At 46.8% G+C, this 21964-nt stretch carries 19 protein-coding genes; 15 read left to right on the forward strand and 4 right to left on the reverse strand.

The window, feature by feature from the left end:
- Positions 1–32: 32 nt before the first annotated feature.
- Genes HMPREF1492_RS05450 through HMPREF1492_RS05460 form a run of 3 tightly spaced genes read right to left on the reverse strand, consistent with a single transcriptional unit; the run spans position 33 to position 2304 of the window.
- Entirely contained in the window at positions 33–1205 is a 1173-nt protein-coding gene (locus HMPREF1492_RS05450) for a cation diffusion facilitator family transporter (RefSeq protein ID WP_051479416.1), read from the reverse strand.
- Between the two features lie 7 nt (positions 1206–1212).
- Positions 1213–1728 (reverse strand): MarR family winged helix-turn-helix transcriptional regulator, encoded by a 516-nt coding sequence (locus tag HMPREF1492_RS05455; RefSeq protein WP_084054993.1) that lies wholly within the window; start codon positions 1726–1728, stop codon positions 1213–1215.
- Positions 1729–1749: 21 nt separating this feature from the next.
- Positions 1750–2304, reverse strand: a complete 555-nt coding sequence (locus HMPREF1492_RS05460; RefSeq protein WP_035436747.1) for a glutathione peroxidase — start codon at positions 2302–2304, stop codon at positions 1750–1752.
- A gap of 399 nt (positions 2305–2703) precedes the next feature.
- Here HMPREF1492_RS05460 and HMPREF1492_RS05465 point away from each other — a divergent pair, with 399 nt between their 5' ends.
- The 12 genes from HMPREF1492_RS05465 to HMPREF1492_RS05520 all read left to right on the forward strand — a co-directional run bounded on the left by HMPREF1492_RS05465 (position 2704) and on the right by HMPREF1492_RS05520 (position 16799).
- Positions 2704–3006 carry a hypothetical protein gene (locus HMPREF1492_RS05465; RefSeq protein WP_035427342.1) on the forward strand — a complete coding sequence of 101 codons (303 nt, stop codon included), beginning with the start codon at positions 2704–2706 and terminating at the stop codon, positions 3004–3006.
- A 3-nt stretch (positions 3007–3009) separates the two neighbouring features.
- Positions 3010–5178 (forward strand): heavy metal translocating P-type ATPase, encoded by a 2169-nt coding sequence (locus tag HMPREF1492_RS05470; RefSeq protein ID WP_035436750.1) that lies wholly within the window; start codon positions 3010–3012, stop codon positions 5176–5178.
- A gap of 323 nt (positions 5179–5501) precedes the next feature.
- Positions 5502–6248 carry a DUF3793 family protein gene (locus HMPREF1492_RS07290; RefSeq protein WP_051479417.1) on the forward strand — a complete coding sequence of 249 codons (747 nt, stop codon included), beginning with the start codon at positions 5502–5504 and terminating at the stop codon, positions 6246–6248.
- Positions 6249–6332: 84 nt separating this feature from the next.
- Positions 6333–6737 carry a flavodoxin domain-containing protein gene (locus HMPREF1492_RS05480; protein WP_035427338.1) on the forward strand — a complete coding sequence of 135 codons (405 nt, stop codon included), beginning with the start codon at positions 6333–6335 and terminating at the stop codon, positions 6735–6737.
- 109 nt (positions 6738–6846) lie between these two features.
- A complete protein-coding gene (locus HMPREF1492_RS05485; RefSeq protein WP_035427336.1) occupies positions 6847–7239 on the forward strand; it encodes a heavy-metal-associated domain-containing protein in 393 nt (130 codons plus the stop codon).
- 255 nt (positions 7240–7494) lie between these two features.
- Positions 7495–8739, forward strand: a complete 1245-nt coding sequence (gene rpsA, locus HMPREF1492_RS05490; RefSeq protein ID WP_035436753.1) for a 30S ribosomal protein S1 — start codon at positions 7495–7497, stop codon at positions 8737–8739.
- A 148-nt stretch (positions 8740–8887) separates the two neighbouring features.
- Positions 8888–10609: an LPXTG cell wall anchor domain-containing protein gene (locus HMPREF1492_RS05495; RefSeq protein WP_035436757.1), complete on the forward strand. Its 1722-nt coding sequence runs from the start codon at positions 8888–8890 to the stop codon at positions 10607–10609.
- A 311-nt stretch (positions 10610–10920) separates the two neighbouring features.
- Entirely contained in the window at positions 10921–12567 is a 1647-nt protein-coding gene (locus HMPREF1492_RS05500) for an ABC transporter substrate-binding protein (protein WP_035436760.1), read from the forward strand.
- Positions 12568–12651: 84 nt separating this feature from the next.
- On the forward strand, positions 12652–13587 hold the full coding sequence (locus tag HMPREF1492_RS05505) for an ABC transporter permease (RefSeq protein ID WP_035436763.1): 936 nt from the start codon (positions 12652–12654) through the stop codon (positions 13585–13587).
- Positions 13587–14543 carry an ABC transporter permease gene (locus HMPREF1492_RS05510; RefSeq protein WP_035436766.1) on the forward strand — a complete coding sequence of 319 codons (957 nt, stop codon included), beginning with the start codon at positions 13587–13589 and terminating at the stop codon, positions 14541–14543. The genes HMPREF1492_RS05505 and HMPREF1492_RS05510 overlap by 1 nt, the downstream gene beginning before the upstream one ends.
- Positions 14544–14559: 16 nt before the next feature.
- A complete protein-coding gene (locus tag HMPREF1492_RS05515) occupies positions 14560–15684 on the forward strand; it encodes an ABC transporter ATP-binding protein (RefSeq protein WP_051479418.1) in 1125 nt (374 codons plus the stop codon).
- Positions 15685–15686: 2 nt separating this feature from the next.
- The gene (locus tag HMPREF1492_RS05520) at positions 15687–16799 is read left to right on the forward strand and encodes an ABC transporter ATP-binding protein (protein ID WP_035436769.1); all 1113 of its coding nucleotides are present in this window, start codon (positions 15687–15689) and stop codon (positions 16797–16799) included.
- Between the two features lie 96 nt (positions 16800–16895).
- Here HMPREF1492_RS05520 and HMPREF1492_RS05525 read toward each other — a convergent pair whose 3' ends face one another.
- Positions 16896–18500, reverse strand: a complete 1605-nt coding sequence (locus HMPREF1492_RS05525) for an ABC transporter substrate-binding protein (RefSeq protein WP_035436772.1) — start codon at positions 18498–18500, stop codon at positions 16896–16898.
- Between the two features lie 235 nt (positions 18501–18735).
- Here HMPREF1492_RS05525 and HMPREF1492_RS05530 point away from each other — a divergent pair, with 235 nt between their 5' ends.
- The 3 genes from HMPREF1492_RS05530 (at position 18736) to HMPREF1492_RS05540 (ending at position 21914) form a co-directional block, all read left to right on the forward strand.
- Complete coding sequence (locus HMPREF1492_RS05530; RefSeq protein WP_051479419.1) at positions 18736–19530, forward strand: gamma-glutamyl-gamma-aminobutyrate hydrolase family protein; 795 nt, start codon at positions 18736–18738, stop codon at positions 19528–19530.
- Positions 19531–19592: 62 nt separating this feature from the next.
- A complete protein-coding gene (gene pepT / locus HMPREF1492_RS05535) occupies positions 19593–20843 on the forward strand; it encodes a peptidase T (protein ID WP_035436774.1) in 1251 nt (416 codons plus the stop codon).
- A 9-nt stretch (positions 20844–20852) separates the two neighbouring features.
- On the forward strand, positions 20853–21914 hold the full coding sequence (locus HMPREF1492_RS05540) for a zinc-binding metallopeptidase family protein (protein ID WP_035436776.1): 1062 nt from the start codon (positions 20853–20855) through the stop codon (positions 21912–21914).
- The last annotated feature ends 50 nt before the right edge of the window (positions 21915–21964 follow it).

Consider the following 21964-nt stretch of genomic DNA (forward strand, 5'->3'; position numbering starts at 1 on the left):
TCGCCCCTTTTTTAGGATGTATTTACTTGCTTTTAGTGCAAGTCTCTGTCTTCTTCATGTTCAGAAAGATCGCTTGTATCGCGGTCCAAAAGAACCGAGACATTCATATTAGGGTAGGCTGTTTCTACTTCATGAATAATATCGTGGACAATTTGCTTACCGTCATAGCCAAACTCAATGACTGCATCAAAGGCCATAAATTGATTTTCAATGTCAGCAATAAAACCATGAACTTGAAGAACACCTTCATGAGCTAAAGCCATTTCAGTTACTTCAGTGCGCATCTTTACAATGCGATTATCGGTGGTGTTTCTCGCATAAATACCAATAGCAGCAATGATTATTTTGCCTGATGTCTGCTTGTAAATCTCTGTACTCAGACGCCTAGTCATCGTATCAATCTCAATAGCTGAAGTGGTATCAAGAACCTCAGTGTGGAATGAGCCAACAAATTTATCTGGGCCATAGCTGTGGATAATAAGGTCGTAGACGCCTTCTGCGTCTGGATCCTCTTTCACAATGTTGTAAATAAGTGTTGAAAGAGCAGCGTCAGGACGCATACCAATAATTTCTTTGATAGATCCCTGTAACAGCTCAATTGAAGCTTTAATGATAAACACAGAGATAATAACGCCCACATATGCTTCAAGACTGATTTTTGTAAAGATAAAGATAAGCGCAGCTAATAAAACAGAAGTAGAGAGTGTGGCGTCAAAAAGTGCATCTGAACCCGACGCAATAAGGGTGTCGGAGTTTACGCGATTACCTACAGAGCGGACGTAGCGACCCAAAATAATCTTTACCAGCACAGCTACTGCAATGATGACTAAAGACAGGGGACTGTAGTCTGGAGTAACAGGATTCATGATGTCTTGGATAGATTTAAAAAGTGAAGAAATACCTGCATACATAATGATTGCAGCAATTACTGTTGTAGTGATGTATTCAATACGTCCGTGACCAAAAGGATGCTCGCGATCAGCTTTTTTGTTAGAGAGTTTAGTTCCCACAATGGTGATGATTGATGAGATTGCATCGGAGAGATTGTTCACTGCATCAAGAGTAACGGCAATTGAGTTAGATAAAATGCCCACAGCTGCTTTGAATGCCGCAAGAGCAACATTGGCTGTAATGCCTATGGCGCTAGTGCGTACAATGGCGGTTTCACGTTCAGAAGAGGTAATGGTTACCTGTGATTGGGTCATAGTAAATCTAGCTTTCTGTAACGTTAGAAAGAACCTTTAAAAGCAATCGTTTAAGCTCAGCGCCTTCTTCGGGCGAGAGATTAACGCATGAGCCAATCTGATGTGGGACTATTTGCATTTCTCGCCTAAGGTCTTTGCCTTTTTGGGTGAGGGAAACAATCAGCTGACGTCCGTCTTTGTTTGTTTTTTGACGCAGTACAAGGCTCTTCTCCTCAAGCTTTTTAAGAAGTGGAGTCAAGGTGCCTGAATCAAGAAATAAAAGCTCACCTAAGGTTTTGACATCCAAGGATTCATGTTCCCAAAGCGCCATCATGGCAATGTATTGCGTATACGTCAGATTAAAGGGCTTAAGTAGCGGCGTATACCTTCGTACCACTTCTTTTGAGGCGCTGTAGAGCGGGAAGCAGAGCTGGTTTTTGAGGAGAAGCTCGGGGATATCGGGGGAGTTGTCGAGTGTAGAAGAGCCGCCAGCAAACGTGCTGGCGGCTGTGACGGACTGCATTTCTTTCTGAGAAGAACTCATGAGTAGACCGGTCCTCTCGCCTTAGGCAAGAAGGTTTTTAATTGCAGACTCAACTTCTGCCATATCGGTGGTTGGCTCAAAGCGTGCAACAACGTTTCCCTGGCGGTCTACAAGGAATTTAGTGAAGTTCCACATGATATAGGCCTTGTCACCAAACTTCTTGTTGTTTGCCTTCGCAAATTTATCCAGCGCAAGGGCCTTGATGCCCCTACCAAAGCCTTGGAAGGGGAAAGCTGTTGCAAGACGCTCAAAGAGAGGATTTGCGGTCTCTCCGTTGACGTCGCCCTTCTTGAACTGTGGAAAATCGGTGCCAAATTTCATAGTGCAGAACTGGTGAATCTCCTCATCGGACTCTGGGGCTTGGTCTGCAAACTGATTGCAAGGGAAGTCTAAAATCTCAAAGCCCTGGTCCTTGTATGCGGCATAAATGCGCTCAAGGTCCTCATACTGTGGGGTAAAGCCGCAACCGGTTGCAGTGTTGACAATCAGAAGAACCTTTCCATCAAAAGAGGAGAGGGAAGTTAGGGAGCCGTCACGCTCTTCTACGGAGAGGTCATAGATATTGGAGTTTGCCATGATGTTCCTTTCAACGAGCCGCGGATTGTCCGAAGCATTGGATGGCTTTGTGTATTGGGTAGTGTACCCCAGCAGCTGTAACCTAACACAAATAAATTGTACACAATTTATTTTTCATAGTAACGACACAGAATAGTTGTTATTTTCATTTAGTTGTTAACCTATACGAACAAATATCAATAATTTAAGTAACGCCTCAGAGCGGCATCTTCACAAAATTTATATGTATACCATGGCTAACCATAGGAAACGTTTTCGCAGGTAAGAAATTACTTGTGTGCAATTGTTTTATTAGGATAACTAATTAGTAATGATTTTCACTTGTTTTTTTCGTAAAATAATTTTATCTTCAATAGGTCATTAACCGATTAATTTGCAAATAGCAGATGGGGGATTTTTATGAAACTGAACAATTGGTGTCTTGCAGCCGGTGGCGCTGCACTTGCTGGCGTTGTTGCTGGTCTTGCTTCTAACGGCACTCTTCACAAGGCAGCTGTCAAGGCAACTGCATGTGGTCTTCGCGTAACTGACCGCGTTTCCGCAGAGACTCAGAACGTCGTTGACGAGGCTAACGACGTTGTTGCAGAGGCTCGTCGTGAGTCCAAGATTGACGCTGCAGTTCGCGCTCGCCTTGCTGAGCTCGAGGAGGGTATCCGCGCTGAGGTTACCAAGCAGGTCGACGCAGAGGGCGCACAGGCATAATTCATGCGCTTCACAATTACTAATGAAATCTCAGGTCGCATTCGTGCAAAATGCGACCTGGGTCATATTGATGAGGCTGAAGCCCGTGGTATTTCCTATGAGCTGATGCGTGTTGACGGTGTTCGTCACGCAGAAGTTCACATGGCAAACGGTTCTCTCTTGCTAAGGTTTGATCCTCTCAAGAGAGATCAGGTACTTGCGGCTGTTGGCGCTTTTGATGTCTTGAACTTGCCGCGAGAAGAAGAGGCAGGCCTTGAAGACTTCTGCAGCTCAATCGAGATGGCTCTTGAGAACAATCGTTTCCAGATGGAGGTTGTGACCACATTCGCACGCCGCTGGATTATGCGTTCTTTGCCACTGCCTGCAGTTGCTAACTACGCGTATGTCATTCTCCGCGCCATTCCATTTGTCGTGGAAGGCGTTAAGCGCCTATTTAAGAAAGAGCTGACTGTTGAGGTTTTGGACGCAACTGCTATCACCACTTCAATTCTAAGAAATGAGTGGGCAGATGCATCTACGGTCATGTTCTTGCTTGAGCTGTCTGCTGCTATGGAGAACCACGTGGCAAGCCGAGCACGTCTTGCACTTCGTGATGGCCTAATCACTCGTTCTGAGAACGTCTGGGCTCGTATTGACGGCAAGGACGTAATGATTGCCCTTTCTGAGGTTGAGAAGGGTATGATTCTGCACCAGCGTGCTGGTGGCGTTCTTCCTGTTGATGGCAAAGTTGTTGAAGGCATCGGCCAGATGAACGAGGCTGCCATGACAGGTGAGTCTCGCCTTGTTACCAAAGAGCCTGGTTCAACCGTTTACGCAGGCACCGCTCTTGAAGACGGCGACCTTATGGTAAGCGTTACTGCTCCTCCAGGAATGTCTCGTATCGACAACATTGTTGATATGGTTGAGCAGTCTGCTGAGCTTAAGGCTGGCGCACAGTCTAAGGCAGAGCGCCTTTCTGATGCACTGGTTCCTTACAGCTTCCTTGCCTTCTTTGGTATTTGGGGTATCACCCGAAACATCACTAAGGCTATGACCGTTCTTATGGTTGACTATTCCTGCGCCATTAAGCTTTCCACTCCTGTTGCAGTGGGTAGCGCTATGGATGAGGCAGCTAAGTTTGGCATGACGGTTAAGGGCGGCAAATACCTCGAGAAGATCGCTGCAGCAGATCTTATCGTCTTTGATAAGACAGGCACGCTGACAAAGGCAGTTCCACACGTTGAATGTATTGTCAGCTTCTGCGATCGTACCGAGGACCAGCTCTTGCGCCTTGCTGCATGTATTGAGGAGCACTTCCCACACAGCATGGCTCGTGCAATTGTGAACGAAGCAAAGGTACGTGGCCTCAAGCACAAAGACGAGTTCCACGCAGAGGTTAAGTATGTTGTTGCTCACGGTATTCGTACCAAGGTTAACGACAAAGAGGTCTGCATTGGTTCTGCTCACTTCATTTTTGATGACGAGAAGACCCCAATGCCTGAGGGAATTCAGGACGACCTTGCACAGATTGCTCCAACCTCGTCCATTATCTTTATGTCCGAGGATTCAAAACTTATTGCAGCAATTTGTATTACCGATCCTGTAAGGGAAGATGCAGCAGCAACTATTACGCAGCTCCGTGCTCTTGGTGTTAAGCGTATGGTTATGCTGACCGGCGACTCAGAAAACGTTGCAGCAAGTGTTGCTAAGAAGCTTGGTCTTGATGACTACGTCGCACAGATTCTCCCAGAGGATAAGTGTGAGTATGTTAAGAAGTTCCAGCAGGAGGGTTACACCGTTGCAATGGTAGGCGATGGTATCAACGATTCACCTGCACTAGCCGTATCTGATGTTTCACTGGCGCTTTCTGATGCAACTGATATTGCTCGTGCTGTTGCGGATATTTCAATTAAGAATGATTCGCTTGAATCTTTGGTAATCATGCGTCTTTTAGGCCAGCAGGTAATGAAGAGGATTCACGCCGACTATCGCACGATTGTTGCGCTGAACAGCTCCTTCATTGCTGCAGGTGTTGCAGGTCTTATTACCGTAAGTGCTGCTGCATATATGCACAATCTTCTGACACTTATGGTAACGCTTGCAAACACAAGGTCGCTGCTTACCACTGCAGCTCATAACCCTAATGTTCCTTCTGAGGTAAAGATGCTCTTGACTGAAGGACAGATTGCTTAGAACGCACTTGTGCGTCAACAAAGTGTTTTTAGATCGCGTTAGAGCTCTCGTTTCTTATTCGTAAGAGGCGAGAGCTTTTTTCTGTCTTGAATTGTCAAAAAGTAAAAATATTTTGAGTTTTCTCTTGCATTTAGTTAGCTATGGCTTACACTTTAAATAGTTAGAAGAGGTTAACTTGTTAAGGTTTTTATATAACAGGAGCTAGTTCTAACAAAATTGCTTTATCAGCCCGGAACCTTTCCCCTCTCCAAGGGTCCGGAATCCAGGCGCCGTCGGCTCCCTTTTAGTCGACGGCGCATTTTTAAGAAGGGAGCAAGTGCGGTATGGATTGTCTTACTTCTTTTGAGAATTCATCGCTTTTTGACGTTACTTCTCCCTATGTATATTCCGCTGATAAAAAGCTTGCTTCTACCGGAAGTGAAAGAGCTTATACGCCTGAACTTTGTCATGATTTTGCGACAACGTTTGTTCGCTGTGCCGCTGGTGTTATTGCTCACGTCAAGCCAGCTGCACTCTTTTCATTTGCGTCCCACAAGTCTTGCAGTTCTTGTACAAGCCTTATTTGCACCGATCCAACACTGAGGGCATTTCTCTGCAACGCTACGCACGAGCTCTCGTTGTTTGGGGTAACGCTCCTTGCCACCTCTGCTATTTCGGGTGGAAAGGTATCGTTCGTTGCGTATAGACCTGAGCTTGTTGAGGATATTCTCGCCAAACCAGAGCACTGTGAGTTCTTGGCTACGTTTGGCCATTCCACTGAGTCGGTGCAAGCGTTGATGAAGAGCATGCGCTCAAAAATCTTTGCCTTCCATGCAAGAAAAGCCGCGTTTCCGCACGAGATTGGACTGGTACTGGGCTATCCACTTGCTGATGTTCAGGGCTTTATGAATGGACAGTCTGAGCTTTTTACTGGTGCTTGGAAAGTCTATGACAACACGGAAGAAACTCGCCTTCGTCTCGAGAGACTTAAAGATGCAGAAGACCAGTGTAAGCATCGTTTTTATCAAGGGGAATCTTTAGCTCAGATTCTCTCATCGTATGGCAATACCAAGAAATGTCAGGTTGCATAAGGGGTGTGCTTGGATTTCTTGTTGAGGTATTGAAAGTAATGTGTAGTTTTCCAGGGGGAACCTGGACACAGAAGGAGGAAATGTATGAGTAAAGTAGCAGTTGTGTATTGGTCCATGACGGGCAATACTGAGGCAATGGCAAAAGAGCTTGCAAGTGCTGCAGACACCGAGGCTATTGAGTCTTCTGAGTTCTCTGCAGATATGTGCGATCAGTACGATGCATTTGCTTTTGGTTGCCCTGCTATGGGTGACGAGGAGCTTGATCCTGATTTTGAGGAGCTCTTCAATGACTGCGCAGGCAAGCTTGGTCAGAAGCCAACCGCTCTCTTTGGTTCTTACGACTGGGGAACCGGCGACTGGATGGAGACTTGGAAGCAGAATGCTGAAGCAGAGGGCGTCAACGTTGTTGAGACTTTTATCTGCAACCTTGAGCCAGATGACGATGCTCTCGAGGCTCTTCGCGGCCTTGGTGCAAAGCTTTCTGCTTAAGCTGCATTACGATTTTTGCTGTTGCTGAAAAATTTGGCGAGAAAAACATCATTTTTTGAATAATCTAGAAAATGGTGGGTAGTAAAACAGCAACAGAAAGGAAGTTTGTATGTCACCAATCAATATTATTGTTATTCTTGCTGTTGTAGCGCTTTGCGGTTTTGCGGTTTATCGTGTTTACGGAATTGCTGCAGGTAAAAAAGGCTGCTGCTCTGATGAGGGAACAGGTGTTACCACCTGTAACACAGAGCAGGTTTCTGCTGCAGATGGTCCAGAAGACAAAGATGAATCTCATTACCCTTATGTTCAAACATTTGAGATTGGTGGTATGACTTGCCAGAACTGCGTCAATCATGTGACTCGAGCTCTCGATAGTATTGAGGGAACATGGGCGCAGGTTACTCTAGCTGGTGGTCAGGCACGTATCCTCAGCAAAAATCCGATTGATGTCGATGCGTACCGAGCTGCCGTAGAGAAAGAGGGCTATCGTCTTCGTGCGTAAGCACAACAAGACCATCTCGTAAGAAACAAACTTTGAAGAAATTTTGTAAAACTTGCGTAATAGCTGTGCAAAGTAGCGCTCTTTGGCTTGTTTAATCAGCCGAAGAGCGCTATCCTATTGCCCGTATGGCGTCAAGCTATGCACTGTATCTGTTGGCCCCCGAGAGCATGTAAGTTTCCGAGTAGAGAAGCCCGCGTATTGGCACTCTGGCAGCAACCATGTTGACCGGGGCCCCGTTTTGGAAGGGGTCCACCTTTGAGTGAGATTCAGAACTCGTCCATCTTCTCTTTGGATGAAATTTCCGATGAGGAAATGAACAGCCTGATCGACGGCACTGTCACCGACTTTGATGAGGGAGATCTTGTCAACGGCACCGTCGTCAAGATTGAGCGCGATGAGGTCCTCGTAGACATTGGCTACAAGTCTGAGGGCGTTATTCCTGCTCGTGAGCTTTCTATTCGTAAAGACGTTAACCCTGCAGAGGTCATCTCCCTGGGTGAGGACGTCGAGGCTCTTGTTCTCCAGAAAGAGGACAAAGAGGGCCGTCTGGTTCTCTCCAAGAAGCGTGCTGAGTACGAGCGCGCTTGGAAGGCAGTTGAGGATAAGTTCAACGCTGGTGAGACCGTTGAGGGCGAGGTTATCGAGGTTGTTAAGGGCGGCCTGATTCTTGACATTGGCCTCCGTGGCTTCCTGCCTGCATCCCTTGTTGACCTCCGTCGTGTCAAGGACCTTGGTGCATTCATGGGCACTCGTATTGAGGCTCGTGTTATCGAGATGGATCGCAACCGCAACAACGTTGTTCTTTCTCGCCGTATTGTTCTTGAGGAGGCTCGTAAGGCAGAGCGTCAGGACATCCTGGGCAAGCTCCAGGTTGGCATGAAGCTCAAGGGTACTGTTTCCTCCATCGTTGAGTTTGGTGCATTTGTTGACCTTGGCGGCATTGACGGCCTGGTTCACATTTCCGAGCTTTCTTGGAACCACGTTAACCACCCATCTGAGGTTGTTAAGGTTGGCCAGGAGGTTGAGGTTCAGGTTCTCGACGTTGACCTTAACCGTGAGCGTATCTCCCTTGGTCTTAAGCAGACTTCCGAGGATCCATGGCGTGTACTTGTTTCCAAGTACCCAGTTGACGCTATCATCGAGGGCACTGTCACCAAGCTTGTTACCTTCGGTGCATTTGTTGACCTTGGCAACGGCGTTGAGGGCCTTGTCCACATCTCCGAGATGGCTAAGCAGCACGTTACCGCTCCATCTCAGGTCTGCAAGGTTGGCGACGTTGTACAGGTAAAGGTCATGGAGATTGATCTTGACCGTCGTCGCATCTCCCTATCTATGAAGGCAGCTGCAGAGACCCTTGGTATTGACATTGAGGTCACTCCACTTCCAGAGGAGGAGCGTGCAGCAGCAGAGGCAGCAGCAGCTGAGGCTGAGGCTGATCTTGAGGCTCACCTTGTTGAGTCTGAGGCTAACACACAGGCAACCGAAGAGGCTGCAGAGTAGAGCACTTTGCGCATCTAGAGATTTGTCAAGAGACGTCATCGAAAGATGGCGTCTCTTTTTATGTAAGTAACAAATATCTCCATTCCTTCAACAGGGTGTTAATGCGAAAATATAACGCTAAGTTTTTATTCTGAGGAGGAATACGCCTATGACATCAAAGATGCAGGGCCGCAGTTTTCTTGCTGTTATGTTTGCATTTTTGGCAGCTTTAATCTTTATGCCAAATATTGCATACGCTGCAAGTAACAATTCGTTCTATAACGGCACTACTACTAACGTGTCTCCATCTGTGAGTGCAGATGGCCTTATTGAGCGTTCTATTTACTTTACAGATGCTTCTGGTCAGACATCTAACTACGCTTATAAGGATAATGACACCACTCAGATGAACCGCTCCATTGTAGATATTGATAAGTATCAGAATCTACAGGCAGTGGTAAAGATTACCAACATCTCTTCATCTCCAGTTTCTGTAAACGAGGTTATGCAGCTGCCACTTACTTACTATGTCAGCTCAAGCCCTAATCCTGATTTGCGTGCAACTGGATTTACCTTCTCGTCAACTAATACAGCAACTGCAATTAATCTGAACATTAGTGGACTGAACGGTGGTTCTGGCTCTCAGCCTGCAGCTAATGCTTATGCTGCATACCAGGCAGCTGGTCAGGACAATGCTGAGATGCGTTCCGTTTCTGTCTCTGGTACTCTGGCCGCTGGTGAGACCATTACGCTTACTGTTCCTCTGACACTTACCAATGGCTCTACTCTCAATCTGTACGGTACCAACTATGTGGGTCTTACCCAGTATCTGCTTGATCACAGAACCTCTTACGGAAACCCTCGTGTTTCAGTTAGGTTTGCAAGGCAGGTCCTGGAAGAGGGAACAAACAATTCCATTCTTAGCAGCAATAAGAAATATCTGGGCGTAATTATTAGGCCTGACGGTAGCTATTACGCTATCCCACAGGACGAGTGGAATTACATGCCAACTATTTCTGCAAGTGATATTCACGTTGACAATATCCTGTATGAAGATCGCCACAGCGCAACGGAGAACGATGCTCTGTATACCGGCGGTGCGTACTACATTGATTTGACCAACATTAAGAATGCCATGAGGGATTATGGCTATTCAGTTCATACTGGAAATTCCAATAGGGGGCTGTACCTCAATCTTCCTGGCTGGCAGCTGGCTGTTGATAATGACCTTACTGATGATGTGTATCAGGAGTATTCGTACACTTCTCTTTCTAGCGGCAACCTTGTCATCAATGCTTCTGAGAATTCAACTGACGAGCTTGATCTTAATAACGGCGTTATCTCTCCTCTTTATACAGAGCTTAGGCAGGTAGTTACGGCACACGACAGTACTATTACCGCCAATCAGGATTCCTGGACTATTCTTGATAACCTTGATGCTATGGTTGATCACAGCGCTGGTCAGGTTACCCCTGCTGCTGGTTCTGCTGACGCTCGCGTTAAGGTTGTTGATCAGAGCGGTACAGTTGTACTTGATACAGCAACTATGGATGCAGCAACTGTTGCTCAGAAGACAGAAGAGATTTCTAAGACTCCAGGCGCATATTCCGTCACCTATTACTATTACTTCAATGGTAATGCCGCAGCTGCAGGTAATGACTATGAGGCAGCAAAGACAGTTACCCTTACTGTTGAGTCTGATACTCCAACTCCAGCACCAACTCCAGCTCCAGAAGAGCCTTCTAACCCTGCCTCTCCTGTAAAAGAGAAGAAGACAAAGAAGAAGAAAGCACAGCTTCCAAATACGGGTGAAGAGCTTCTGGTAATGCCTCTTATGGTTATGGGTGGAGCTGCTTTGACAGCCGCAGGTCTTATGAAGCGTAAGCACTAAGACAGAGAGTTCTTCTCGTTACATGCATTTGTATTGGCAGGTATCTCTTTAGTACCTGCCAATATTTTTATGGAAAAATGGACAACTGTCCAAAAATGCTTAGTCAATTTTTATGTTTCAATATAGGTAATTCCTATATGGTTAGACAAAAAGTGCAGGTAAATAGATTTTGCTGTTATCGTCGCAATTTAATGTTTCATGTCTATTTCATCCTAGGTATATATAGGTAGATGCTGGTAATTGTTTTGTATAGTTATCTGACCCCAGCAGGGTTGTCTTATAAATCGTTTTAATAAGAAAGAAGGGTTAACATGCTGGAGAACTCACTAAGCCGTCGTAATTTTTTGAAGGCATCAGGTATGGTAGCGGCTGGTGGTGGCGCATCTATGATGCTGGCTGGCTGCAATCCTTCCTCCACTGATACTCCTCAGGCATCTGATAAGAAGAAGATTCTTCGCTATGGCTCCGCAAATTCTAAGCAGGGCCTTGATATGCAGCGTGCAAATAACTCCCAGTCCGCATGTGTTGCAGACTCTGTTTGCGAGTCTTTGCTTCGTTGGACTGAGGATAATGAGCTTGTCACATGTCTGCTTAAAGAGATTCCAACCTTTGAGTCTGACGGTCTTACTCTTAAGTGCGAGCTCAAAGAGGGCATTAAGTTCCACGACGGTACTACTTTGACCGCAAAGGATGTTAAGTACACCTTTGAGCGTATGTTTAAGCCAGAAACTAAGGCTCTCTCCACCAGCTTCTTTGACAAGATTAAGGGTGCTCCAGAGATGCTTGCCGGTAAGGCAACTGAGCTTGAGGGCCTGACTGTTCAGGATGATACTCACTTCACCTTTACGCTTTCTGAGCCTTACATTGTCTTTGTAAGCGTTCTTGGTATCTCCTATGCTTGCATTTTCCCAGAGAAGGCTTGTGAGGCTGCTGGCGCTAATTGGGGCACTGGTACTAACCTCATTGGTACTGGTAAGTACAAGATTAAGAGCAACGATGACACCACTGAGGTAGTTCTCGAGCGCTTTGATGACTACCATGACGGCAAGCCTGCACTGGATGAGATTCGTATTCACTACTACGATGACACCAACACTCAGCTGCTTGCATTCAAGAACAACGACATCGATTTCTGCGATCTTCCATCTTCTCTGTATCAGCAGTATTCAAGCGATGCTGACGTCAAGGATCTTATCACTGCATATCAGACCCTTGGTGTTAACTTCATCAACCTTAACCTCAAAGAGGGTCTGGGTCTGACTGACCCTAAGGTTCGTCAGGCACTTTCTCTGGCAATCAACCGTCAGGAGCTTGTTGATAACATTGCTTCTGGTAACGGTACCGTTGCAAGTGGCTGGCTCGCACCAGCAACCCCTGGTTACGACAAGAGCGCACCTGCGTTTGAGTACGATCCAGAGAAGGCTAAGTCTCTTCTTGCTGAGGCTGGTGCATCTGACCTTAAGCTTTCTGCAAAGGTTAGAAAGTCTTACGAAAAACTCCTTGTTGCTGTTCAGGAGTACTGGAGCAAGGTTGGCGTTACCCTTGATGTTCAGGTAGAGGACAACGCAGTCTGGAATACTGACTGGGCCGCTGGTAACCTCCAGATTACTACCCTTGCTTGGTATCCACTGTTTGCCGATGGTGACCAGCACCTGTACACCTACTTCTACAGCACTAACGCTGCAAAGAAGTCTTCCTTCTACAACAACCCAGAGTTTGACAAGCTTCTTGTTGAGGGTCGCTCTGAGTCCAACAAGGATAAGAGAACAGAGGATTACAAGGACGCAGATAACCTGCTGACTCGTACAGACTTTGCTACACTTCCTCTGTATTGGCCAAAGAACTCCTTTGTCGCTAAAAAGTACGTCAAGAACGCTAAGGTTGGAAACTTGATTTATCACTTCTTTGATGTCGATATTGATACATCTAATTCCGATTACACCGTTCCAGAGGACTAAGTAGCAAACTTGCTATAAACTTTAAAGCGGCATCTAAGATTCTTGGATGCCGCTTCATTTTCTTGAGGGGAGAGGAGCTCAAGAGTGAGATCGTTTCTAATCAAACGAATCCTTCAAGCAGTGAGCGTTGTAGTTTGTATTTCTGCTTTAACGTTTTTTGTCTTGAACATTGTCCCAGGTGACCCAGTACGAGTCATGATGGGCGATATGGCTGATGAGGCTACTGTTCAACAGGTCCGTCACACCATGGGTCTTGATAAGCCAATTCCAGAGCAGTACGCAAACTGGTTTGTGAAAATGCTTAGTGGAGATTTTGGAACTTCTTACACTCAGAAGCGACCTGTCATTGCACTTCTGACTAAGGCTTTGGGAGTTACGCTACGCTTAGCAGTGTTTGCGTATCTTTTTGCCATAGTATTTGGTCTTTTGATGGGTATTCTCGCCGCAGTAAACCATGGAAAATGGCTTGATAGAACACTTATGTCAGCTGCAATCTTTGGTATTTCTGCTCCATCGTTTTGGGTGGCACTTGTACTGCAGATTATTTTTGCTATGACGCTTAAGTGGTTCCCGTTGTCTGGTGTTAAAACGCCATCCGCGTACGTTCTTCCTGTTATTGCGCTGGGCTCTCGTTACGCAGCAAGTATTGCCCGCGTTACCAGGACCAGCATGCTGGACGTATTAAATCAGGACTACATTAGAACCGCTGAAGCTAAGGGCTTAAAGCGCTCCGCTATTGTTTTGAAGCACGCGCTCAGAAATGCTCTGATTCCAATCATTACCATTGCTGGATCTCAGCTGGGAGACATCCTTACTGGTTCCATCATCATTGAGCAGATCTTTAATATGAACGGTATGGGTAAGTTGCTTATTGATGCAATTAATGCTCGTGACCTGCCGTTGATTCAGGGTAGTGTCATGTACGTGGCAATTATCTGCGTTGTGATTTATTTACTTGTTGATATTTTGTACGCAGTAGTTGATCCACGAATTCGTCTTGGAGAGGAGGCATCAGAGTAATGGCTTTGTTTACGAGCGATAAAAATAGCGAGAAGGTCCAAAAGACTGAAGCTGTACTTGAAGATGCCGCCAAGGCTCAAGAAGCAGAACAGGCTGCCACGGGAAAAGTCCGTGCGCAGAGCTATTGGCAGGTTAGCTGGAACATCTTTAAGAAAAATAAACTGGGCATGATTTGCTTAGGCATTGTTTTGGCCCTTGCGATTATTGCAATTCTTGCTCCTGTGATTGCTCCTTACAGCTACAAGGATCAAAACCTTGCAATTATGAATCAGAATCCAACGTTTGCACATCTGCTTGGCACCGATGAGTACGGCAGAGATATCCTTTCTCGTATCATCTATGGCTGCCAGATTTCTCTGTCTGTTGGTATTATTTCGCAGGCTATTGCTCTCTTTATTGGCTTTGTTGCGGGAGTTGCAGCCGGATATTATGGCCGTTGGGTTGATGCAGTTGTTTCCTTTATCATTCAGGTTTTCTCCAGCTTCCCATTCTTGCTTTTTGCAATTTTGATTATGTTTGTTATGGGCCCAGGTCTTATTAACCTCTATATTGCACTGGGTCTTCTGATGTGGACAACTACGGCAAGGCTGATTCGAGGCGACGTCATGCGCCTGAAGAATTCTGAATACATTCAGTCTTGTATTTTGTCTGGTGGTAACAGCTTCCGCATCATCATGAAGCATTTGCTTCCTAACTGCATTTCTACGCTGATCGTTGTTTCTACCCTGGGTATTCCAAGTGCAATTCTTTCTGAGGCAACGCTTTCGTTCTTGGGATTGGGCGTTCAGCCACCTGATGCAAGCTGGGGTCAAATGATTGCAGCTTCTCAGCCATTCCTTGCATCACAGCCTATCTACAGTATTGCTCCAGGTATTGTCATCATCATTACGGTTATGTCTTTCAACTTGCTTGGCGACGCCCTTCGCGACGCCCTTGATCCAAAGATGCGTTCTTAGAAAGGAGGTTACGTTTATGGCAGAAAATACAGATGCAACATTTGAGCATGCCATTGAAGGTCCAAATGGACAGGCTGTGAAGTTTTGTAGTCTTGAGGAGCGCAAGCTTGCACAAGAAACCGCTCAAAAAGAGCGAGAAGAGCAGTGCAAGAAGAACGTCCTTCTCGACGTTAATCATCTTGATGTTACGCTTTTCACCGAAGATGGCGCACTTCCTGCAGTAAGTGACCTCTCGTTTATTATGCGTAAAGGCGAGACTCTTGCGGTAGTAGGAGAGTCTGGCTGCGGTAAGTCCATGACGGCATTGTCAGTCATGGGATTGCTTCCTACACCTCCTGCGCAGATTACTGGCGGAGAAATTATTTTTGAGGGAACTGATTTAACGCAGCTTCCTCGTGGTGGCATGCGTGACTTCCGCGGTAATCGCATTGGTATGATTTTCCAGGAGCCCATGACCTCCTTGAATCCTGTCATGAAATCTGGTCTACAGATTCGTGAGGGCATCCTTGTTCATAATCCCAACATGAGCAAACAGGAGGCAGATCAGAAGGCTCTTGATATGATTAAGCTGGTGGGCATTCCTGCACCAGAGAAGATCTTCTCGTCATATCCACATGAGCTTTCTGGCGGTATGCGTCAGCGTGTCATGATTGCTATGGCACTTGCCTGCCAGCCATCACTGCTTATCTGCGACGAGCCAACAACTGCTTTGGATGTAACGGTTCAGGCACAGATTCTGCAGATTATCGATCGCATGAAGCAAGATTTGGGCACCGCTGTCATGTTGATTACACATGACATGGGCGTTGTTTCCGAGATGGCTGACTGGGTTCTTGTCATGTACGCTGGTCATCGCGTTGAGTATGCGCAGTCTGCAGAGCTCTTTACTAACCCTCTGCACCCTTATGCTCAGGGCTTGATTGCGTCCATTCCATCGTTTGACGAGCGTACCAAGGAACTCTATGCAATTCCTGGTAGCGTTCCTATGCTTTCTCATATGCCTTCTGGCTGCCCGTTCCATCCACGTTGTCCGTTTGCTAAGGACATTTGTAAGAAACGTCGTCCTGGCCTGACTGCTGTTGGTGAAGACAATTGCCATACTGTCAGCTGTTGGAAATACACTGATGAGTGGGGTGAGTAGTCATGGCAGAAGAGAAGAACACAGACGTCAAAGACCTTTCTGGCGAGAAAACCATCTTGTCCGTAAAGAACTTGGTTAAGCGATTCCCCATCAAAAACGGGGTATTTGGTCGTTCTAACGCTTCCGTTCATGCTGTTGAGGACGTTTCGTTTGAGCTCAGGCGCAAAGAGACCTTGGCCATCGTTGGTGAGTCTGGCTGCGGAAAGTCTACAACCGGCAAGTGTGTGCTGCGCCTTACCGAGCCAACCTCTGGTACGGTTGAGCTTGATGGGGAAGATTTCACCTCACTTAAGGGAGAAGACCTCAAGCGAGCCCGTCAGAAGATGAAGCTTATCTTCCAGGATCCTTACAGCTCACTGAACCCTCGTATGACGGTCATGGATATCATTGGTGAGCCTATTGATATTGCAGGCACCTATAAGACTAAGGCAGAGCGTGATGCTCGCATTGAAGAGGTTATGGAGGAAGTTGGCCTTAACCTTGAGTTCAAGTACCGCTACCCTCATGAGTTCTCGGGCGGTCAGCGCCAGCGTATTGGTATTGCTCGCGCTATTGTGCTTGAACCAGAAATTGTTGTCTGCGACGAGCCTGTTTCTGCTTTGGACGTTTCTGTTCAGGCAAAAGTAATCAACTTGCTTGAAGAGCTTCAGAAGGACCACGGTCTGGCATACATCTTTATCAGCCATGACCTTTCCGTTGTTCGCCACATTGCTGATACTGTTATGGTCATGTATTTGGGCCACCAGATGGAGTTTGCTACCAAAGACGCCCTCTTTGAGCATCCTCTGCACCCCTATACTCAGGCACTTTTGGACGTTATTCCTCGTATTCGCCACGAGCGTATCCAGGAAAAGCGCATTCTTCAAGGCGATGTTCCAAGCCCTGCAAATCCACCTTCAGGTTGCGTATTCCACACGCGTTGCCCTAAGGCAATGAAGGTTTGCTCCGAGCGCATTCCTAATCGCATCGAGGCTGAGCCAGGTCATTTCTGCGCTTGCCATCTGTATAACACCTCACTTACGGATGGAGACCGCACACCACAGGTGGCTCATGCTATTGAGGCGGCTCAGAAGGCCGTAGAAGAAGCGCGCCTTGAGGAGAAGATTTCCGAGTAGCGCATCTTATTGTCGTGTCTTAAAACGGCATACAAACACAAAAATGGCGAGAAGACCAATCGATCTTCTCGCCTTTGTTTTTGGGTGTAGGAAACCTTACTTCTTCTTAACCTTATCGAAGTGAGGGTTAACCAAAACGCTGAGGCCGGTAAACTCTGGCTTCAAGACGTAAGGCATCTGTGGCCAGTCGATAGGCAGGCATGCGTAGTCAGTGTGAGTCATGAGGCTATCTGCCTGACGGGTGAGTTCAAGTACCTTGTCGTTGTTGTTAACGGTAAGGCGAGCCTGGTCAACCAGGTTGTCAAACTCGGTGCTGTTGTAGAAGGAAGACTTCTTTGCGGCGCGGTCAGAGCGGAAGTAGGAGCCCATGTGCTCAACACCCTGGAAGGAGAGGGTAGACCAGGTAACAAGAGTGACTTCAAGGTCACCGTTAGTACGTGCGTCGCTCCAAACACCAGAGTCAATAACGCTTACGTTACAGGTAACGCCAATCTTTGACCAAGCATCCTGAAGGGCAACCATGAGGTTCTGATCCTGGCTTCTGACCTGTGCGTTAAGAGTGAGGTTAGAAACACCTGCCTGTGCAAGAAGCTGCTTTGCCTTGTCTACGTTGTACTCAAACTCTGGAGCGGACTCGTTGTAGCCGGTCTCAGAAGATGGGATAAATGACTTAGCAGGCTTTGCAACACCAGAAAGAATGGTGCTACAAATGGTGTCTCTATCAATTGCCATAGAGAGAGCCTGACGAACGCGAACATCTTTGAGGTTCTCGCTCTTAAGGTTCAGGTTTACAAACTGCGTGGATGCAGGTGTGTAGTTGACAATCTCTTTGGAAATAGACTCATCATTTTGGTACTGCTGGATAAGAGACTGAGAAATAAAGACCAGGTCAACATCATTGTTTTTGTAGTTAAGAATACGGGTGTTAGCGTCGTCAATGTAGACAAATCTGAGCTCATCCAGACCAGGCTTGCCCTCATGGTAGTCAGCAAATCCCTCAAGAACAACTTCTGTGGTGCTGTCATTAGAGACAAGCTTGTAAGCACCGGTACCAATGAAGTTGGTCTCAGTGCCCCAAGCCTCACCGGCTTCTTTGCAAGCCTTCTCTGGGTAGATAACAGCGTAGAACTGAGCCATGATTGCATTAAAGGTTGAATAAGGCTGTGTCAGCTTAATATCAAAGTGACGGTCATCCTTAATAACAACACCAGAAAGCTCTTCTGTTGTGCCGGCAATGATGTCTTTAGCGCCCTCAATGTACGCATACGAGTCAATTGAGGTTGCCTTGGTAGCAGGCAAGAACATACGTGTTAGGGTGTATTTAACGTCAGAGGACTTAAGGGTTTCTCCATTGTGGAATTTGATGCCATCCTTAAGCTCATATGAGTAGGTAAGGCCATCATCAGAGACGGTAGGAAGGCCAGTTACCAGGTTTGGCTCAATTTCTTTTGTGTCTGGGTTAAGCACCAGCAAGGATTCTGCAACTGCCTCAGATACGCCAACAGAGCCAGAGGTCTTCTGAGTGTCAAAGGTTACCTTTGGATTATTTACACCAAAGCGCAAAACTTTTTTATCACTGTCTCCGCCAGTTGAACCGCCACAAGCAGAAAGTAGTGAAGCAGAACCGGCAGCAACGGCAGCCGCCAAAGATCCACGTAAGAATGTTTTACGGGAAAGATTAGTAAATACGTGCTCTTTCATAGGGCGCCTTCCGTTTGTATCTTCAAAACATGAAGTTTAAATGTAAAGAACTGGCTTTTTAATACCCAAATTAATTGTATGCAATACAGAAAAATGTTTCATGAGTGAAAAAACATTGTGAAGGAAGAGTTGTCAGGGTGGCATGAAGAACGTAAAAGCGATAAAGTCATAGACTCATTAAGGGTATACCTTTAACGTGAGTTTGGATAAAAGTACTAATTGATAAGAGGGTTTTGTGGTTATTCCAGATATCGTAAAAGATGCATTCAATGATGTTCCAGATCTTCCTGCTTCTGAGCGTCCTCTTATCTGTGTGACTCCTCGCTGGATGCCTGAAGAAAATTTTTCTGATTCTGCTTCTGTCGGACAGATCCAATTTGACGCCATCCTTGCAGCTGGCGGCATTCCTATCATGGTGCCTTTGACTGATGACCCAGAGATTATTGCTCAGTTTGTTGAGATGTGTGACGGCTTCTGCCTTACCGGTGGTCATGATGTTGATCCGCGTAATTGGGGAGAAGAACCACGTGATCTTAATCGTCTGTGTCCTATACGAGATGCGCTTGAGTTTGAGTTGGTAAAGCAGGTACTTGCTGCAGATAAACCTTTACTTGCTATTTGCCGTGGCCTTCAGCTTTTAAACGTTGTGCTGGGCGGTACGCTTGTACAAGATTTGCACACCCTTGAACCAACAGAAAATCATGCATTCTGGACTCATTCGGCAAATTTGTACCATCCAGCTCATGCTGTTCATGTTCAAAAAGATTCTTTGCTGTACAACGCCCTGGGTAAGGTTGAAGACATTCAAGCAAACTCGTATCACGATGAGGCCCTGAAAAAGGTTTCCGCTGAGCTTAATGTAGTTGCCTATGCTTCAGACGGCATTATTGAAGGAGCCGAGGTCAAGGGCAAGACGTTTGCTCTAGGTGTGCAGTGGCATCCAGAGTATGGTTGGCAATACAGCAAAGCTGATTGTGAACTTTGGAAATCCTTTGTTACAGCTTCACGAGCCTCACGGTCTTCTCGTTAATACATTGATACTCTAAACTGCGTTAACTATTTGGTTAGCGCAGTTTTTTGTAAGGGAGTTTTATGAGTGACGTTCTAGATAGATTTATTGCGTATTGCAAGGTTTCTTCTCAGTCTAATCCTCTGACGGCAGATGCCGTTCCTTCAACTGAGTCTCAGCACCAGATGGCTGAGGTTGTTGCGGCTGACCTTCGTGAGCTTGGCGCAGAGAATGTAGTTGTTGATGAGCACGCCTACGTGGTTGCTCACTGGCCGGCAAGCAAGGGTTTGGAGGACCTTCCAACTCTTGGTTTCTGCTGCCACATTGATACGGCTTGGCAGTCTTGGGGCAACCCCGTTCATCCTCAGGTTGTTACGTATGAGGGCGGCAAGCTAGTAGTTGGTTCTGATCGTGAGGGCAGAGAGGTCTACATTAGCCCGGAGACAAATCCTCAGCTTGAGCACATGGTTGGTTGGCAGCTTGTTACCACTGATGGCACGTCGTTGCTTGGCGGCGATGACAAAGCTGGCATTGCAATGCTGGTCAGCTTGCTTGCTCGCTACAAGGAGCATCCAGAGCTCAAGCACCCACGTATTGCACTTGCGTTTGTTCCTGATGAGGAGATTGGCCACGGCGCCGCTCTTCTGGACCTTGATGCCTTTGGCGCAGCTTATGGCTACACCATTGACGGCGGCCCCTTTGGTGAGTTCTGCTACGAGACGTTCAATGCTGCTGAGGTGTTTGTGCGCGCTCACGGACTTTCGGTTCACACAGGTACCGCAAAAGGCCAGATGATTAATGCATCTGAGGCAATCATGCGCTTCCACGAGCTGCTTCCACCTGCGGAGCGTCCTGAGTTCACTGAGGGCTATGATGGCTTCTTCTATCTGGAGCGCGTCAATGGTGATTGCGAGTCTGCTCGCGCTGATTACATTATTCGTGATCACGATCAGGCAAAGGTTGAGCGTCGCAAGCAGTTGATGGTTGACGCTGCGGCGTATGTAAACAGGCAGATTGGCTCTGAGGTACTTTCCGTTGAGATTCACGACCAGTATCACAACTTGGCTGACATCGTATTAAAGCCTGAGTATGCGCACTTAATCGAGAATGCACGCACTGCATACGAGAAGGTCGGCGTAGAGATGACCTGCATTCCAATGCGTGGCGGTACCGACGGATCACAACTTTCCTTTAGGGGATTCCCTTGCGCTAATCTTTCTGCCTGCTACTACAATGCTCACGGTGTCAGAGAGTTTGTTCCTGTCCCCGAGCTTGAGAGCATGGTTGACATGCTTGAGCACCTGGTAGAGCTCTATACTCACCCACAAAACTAGGAGATAGTCATGACTCATTTTGAAACTGATACACAGTATTTGATTGATACTACAAAGAAGCTTGTTGAGTGCGATAGCCCTGTTGGCTACTACGAGCGCATCCATGAGCTGCTTCGAGAGCTTGTTGCCGAGGCGGGCTATGAGCTTCAAATTGACAATAAGGCTACTGCATACGTCCTGGTAGAAGGCAAGGATACCAGCAAGACTGTTGGCGTTAATGCTCACCTTGATACCATTGGCCTGATTGTCCGCGGCTTCAACTCAGACGGTACACTGCGCGTTCGTCAGCTGGGCGGTATCAACTATCACAGCATTGAGGGCGAGACCTGCCATGTTGTCTGTAGAGACGGCTCCGTTGTTGACGGCCAGGTAATCTGTAACCACCACTCTGTCCACGTTTTTGAAGACGCTAGAACCATGGAGCGCAACGAGGACAACATGTCCATCTCGCTTATCGCTGACGTTTCTTCCCCTGAGGAAGCTCGTGCACTGGGCGTTTCCGAAGGCGCAGTTATTGCTATTGATCCACACTTTGAGATGTATGACAACGGCTATATGGTTTCTCGCTTTATTGACGATAAGGCTTGTGTTGCAGCGCAGCTTCATACGCTCCGTTGGCTTGCACAGTCTGGCGAGAAACCCCTCTATAACACCTTGTTTGCATTCCCCATGTACGAGGAGATTGGTCACGGCGGCGCATTCTTGCCTGTTGAGGTAGATGAGTACGTATCGCTGGACATTACCCTCATTGGTCCAGATTACAATTCAAATGAACACCACGTAGGCATCATTGTTTCTGATATTCGCTCGCCTTACGATTGGGAAGTTTCCAACAAACTTATTGTGTGTGCACAGGAGGTTGTTGAGCCAGAAAAGTGGAACCAGCAGGTTGCCTTCCACTTCTCAACTGATGCTAACGCTGCATATTTCTCCGGCAACGATCTTAAGAGCGGCGCATTTGGTCCAGCATGTCTCAACACTCACGGTCGTGAGCGCTGCCACATCGATGCAATTATCGGCACCGAGAACCTGTGTCGTGCGTACGTCCTTGGATATGGCGAGAAAAACTAGTTTTTCTCGCCATGAGTGCGTCTTGTTCTCACAGATGTATCAAATAGTTT

Origin of the sequence: Atopobium sp. BS2 (assembly GCF_000565075.1) — a bacterium.
Lineage (GTDB): Bacteria > Actinomycetota > Coriobacteriia > Coriobacteriales > Atopobiaceae > Lancefieldella.

Coding starts and splice junctions, on each gene's coding strand:
- HMPREF1492_RS05470 (WP_035436750.1), top strand. CDS start 3,010: ATGCGCTTCACAATTACTAATGAAATCTCAGGTCGCATTCGTGCAAAA.
- HMPREF1492_RS05480 (WP_035427338.1), top strand. CDS start 6,333: ATGAGTAAAGTAGCAGTTGTGTATTGGTCCATGACGGGCAATACTGAG.
- HMPREF1492_RS05450 (WP_051479416.1), bottom strand. CDS start 1,205: ATGACCCAATCACAGGTAACCATTACCTCTTCTGAACGTGAAACCGCC.
- HMPREF1492_RS05485 (WP_035427336.1), top strand. CDS start 6,847: ATGTCACCAATCAATATTATTGTTATTCTTGCTGTTGTAGCGCTTTGC.
- HMPREF1492_RS05515 (WP_051479418.1), top strand. CDS start 14,560: ATGGCAGAAAATACAGATGCAACATTTGAGCATGCCATTGAAGGTCCA.
- HMPREF1492_RS05520 (WP_035436769.1), top strand. CDS start 15,687: ATGGCAGAAGAGAAGAACACAGACGTCAAAGACCTTTCTGGCGAGAAA.
- HMPREF1492_RS05540 (WP_035436776.1), top strand. CDS start 20,853: ATGACTCATTTTGAAACTGATACACAGTATTTGATTGATACTACAAAG.
- HMPREF1492_RS05495 (WP_035436757.1), top strand. CDS start 8,888: ATGACATCAAAGATGCAGGGCCGCAGTTTTCTTGCTGTTATGTTTGCA.
- HMPREF1492_RS07290 (WP_051479417.1), top strand. CDS start 5,502: ATGGATTGTCTTACTTCTTTTGAGAATTCATCGCTTTTTGACGTTACT.
- HMPREF1492_RS05465 (WP_035427342.1), top strand. CDS start 2,704: ATGAAACTGAACAATTGGTGTCTTGCAGCCGGTGGCGCTGCACTTGCT.
- HMPREF1492_RS05500 (WP_035436760.1), top strand. CDS start 10,921: ATGCTGGAGAACTCACTAAGCCGTCGTAATTTTTTGAAGGCATCAGGT.
- HMPREF1492_RS05510 (WP_035436766.1), top strand. CDS start 13,587: ATGGCTTTGTTTACGAGCGATAAAAATAGCGAGAAGGTCCAAAAGACT.
- HMPREF1492_RS05460 (WP_035436747.1), bottom strand. CDS start 2,304: ATGGCAAACTCCAATATCTATGACCTCTCCGTAGAAGAGCGTGACGGC.
- HMPREF1492_RS05525 (WP_035436772.1), bottom strand. CDS start 18,500: ATGAAAGAGCACGTATTTACTAATCTTTCCCGTAAAACATTCTTACGT.
- pepT (WP_035436774.1), top strand. CDS start 19,593: ATGAGTGACGTTCTAGATAGATTTATTGCGTATTGCAAGGTTTCTTCT.
- HMPREF1492_RS05455 (WP_084054993.1), bottom strand. CDS start 1,728: ATGAGTTCTTCTCAGAAAGAAATGCAGTCCGTCACAGCCGCCAGCACG.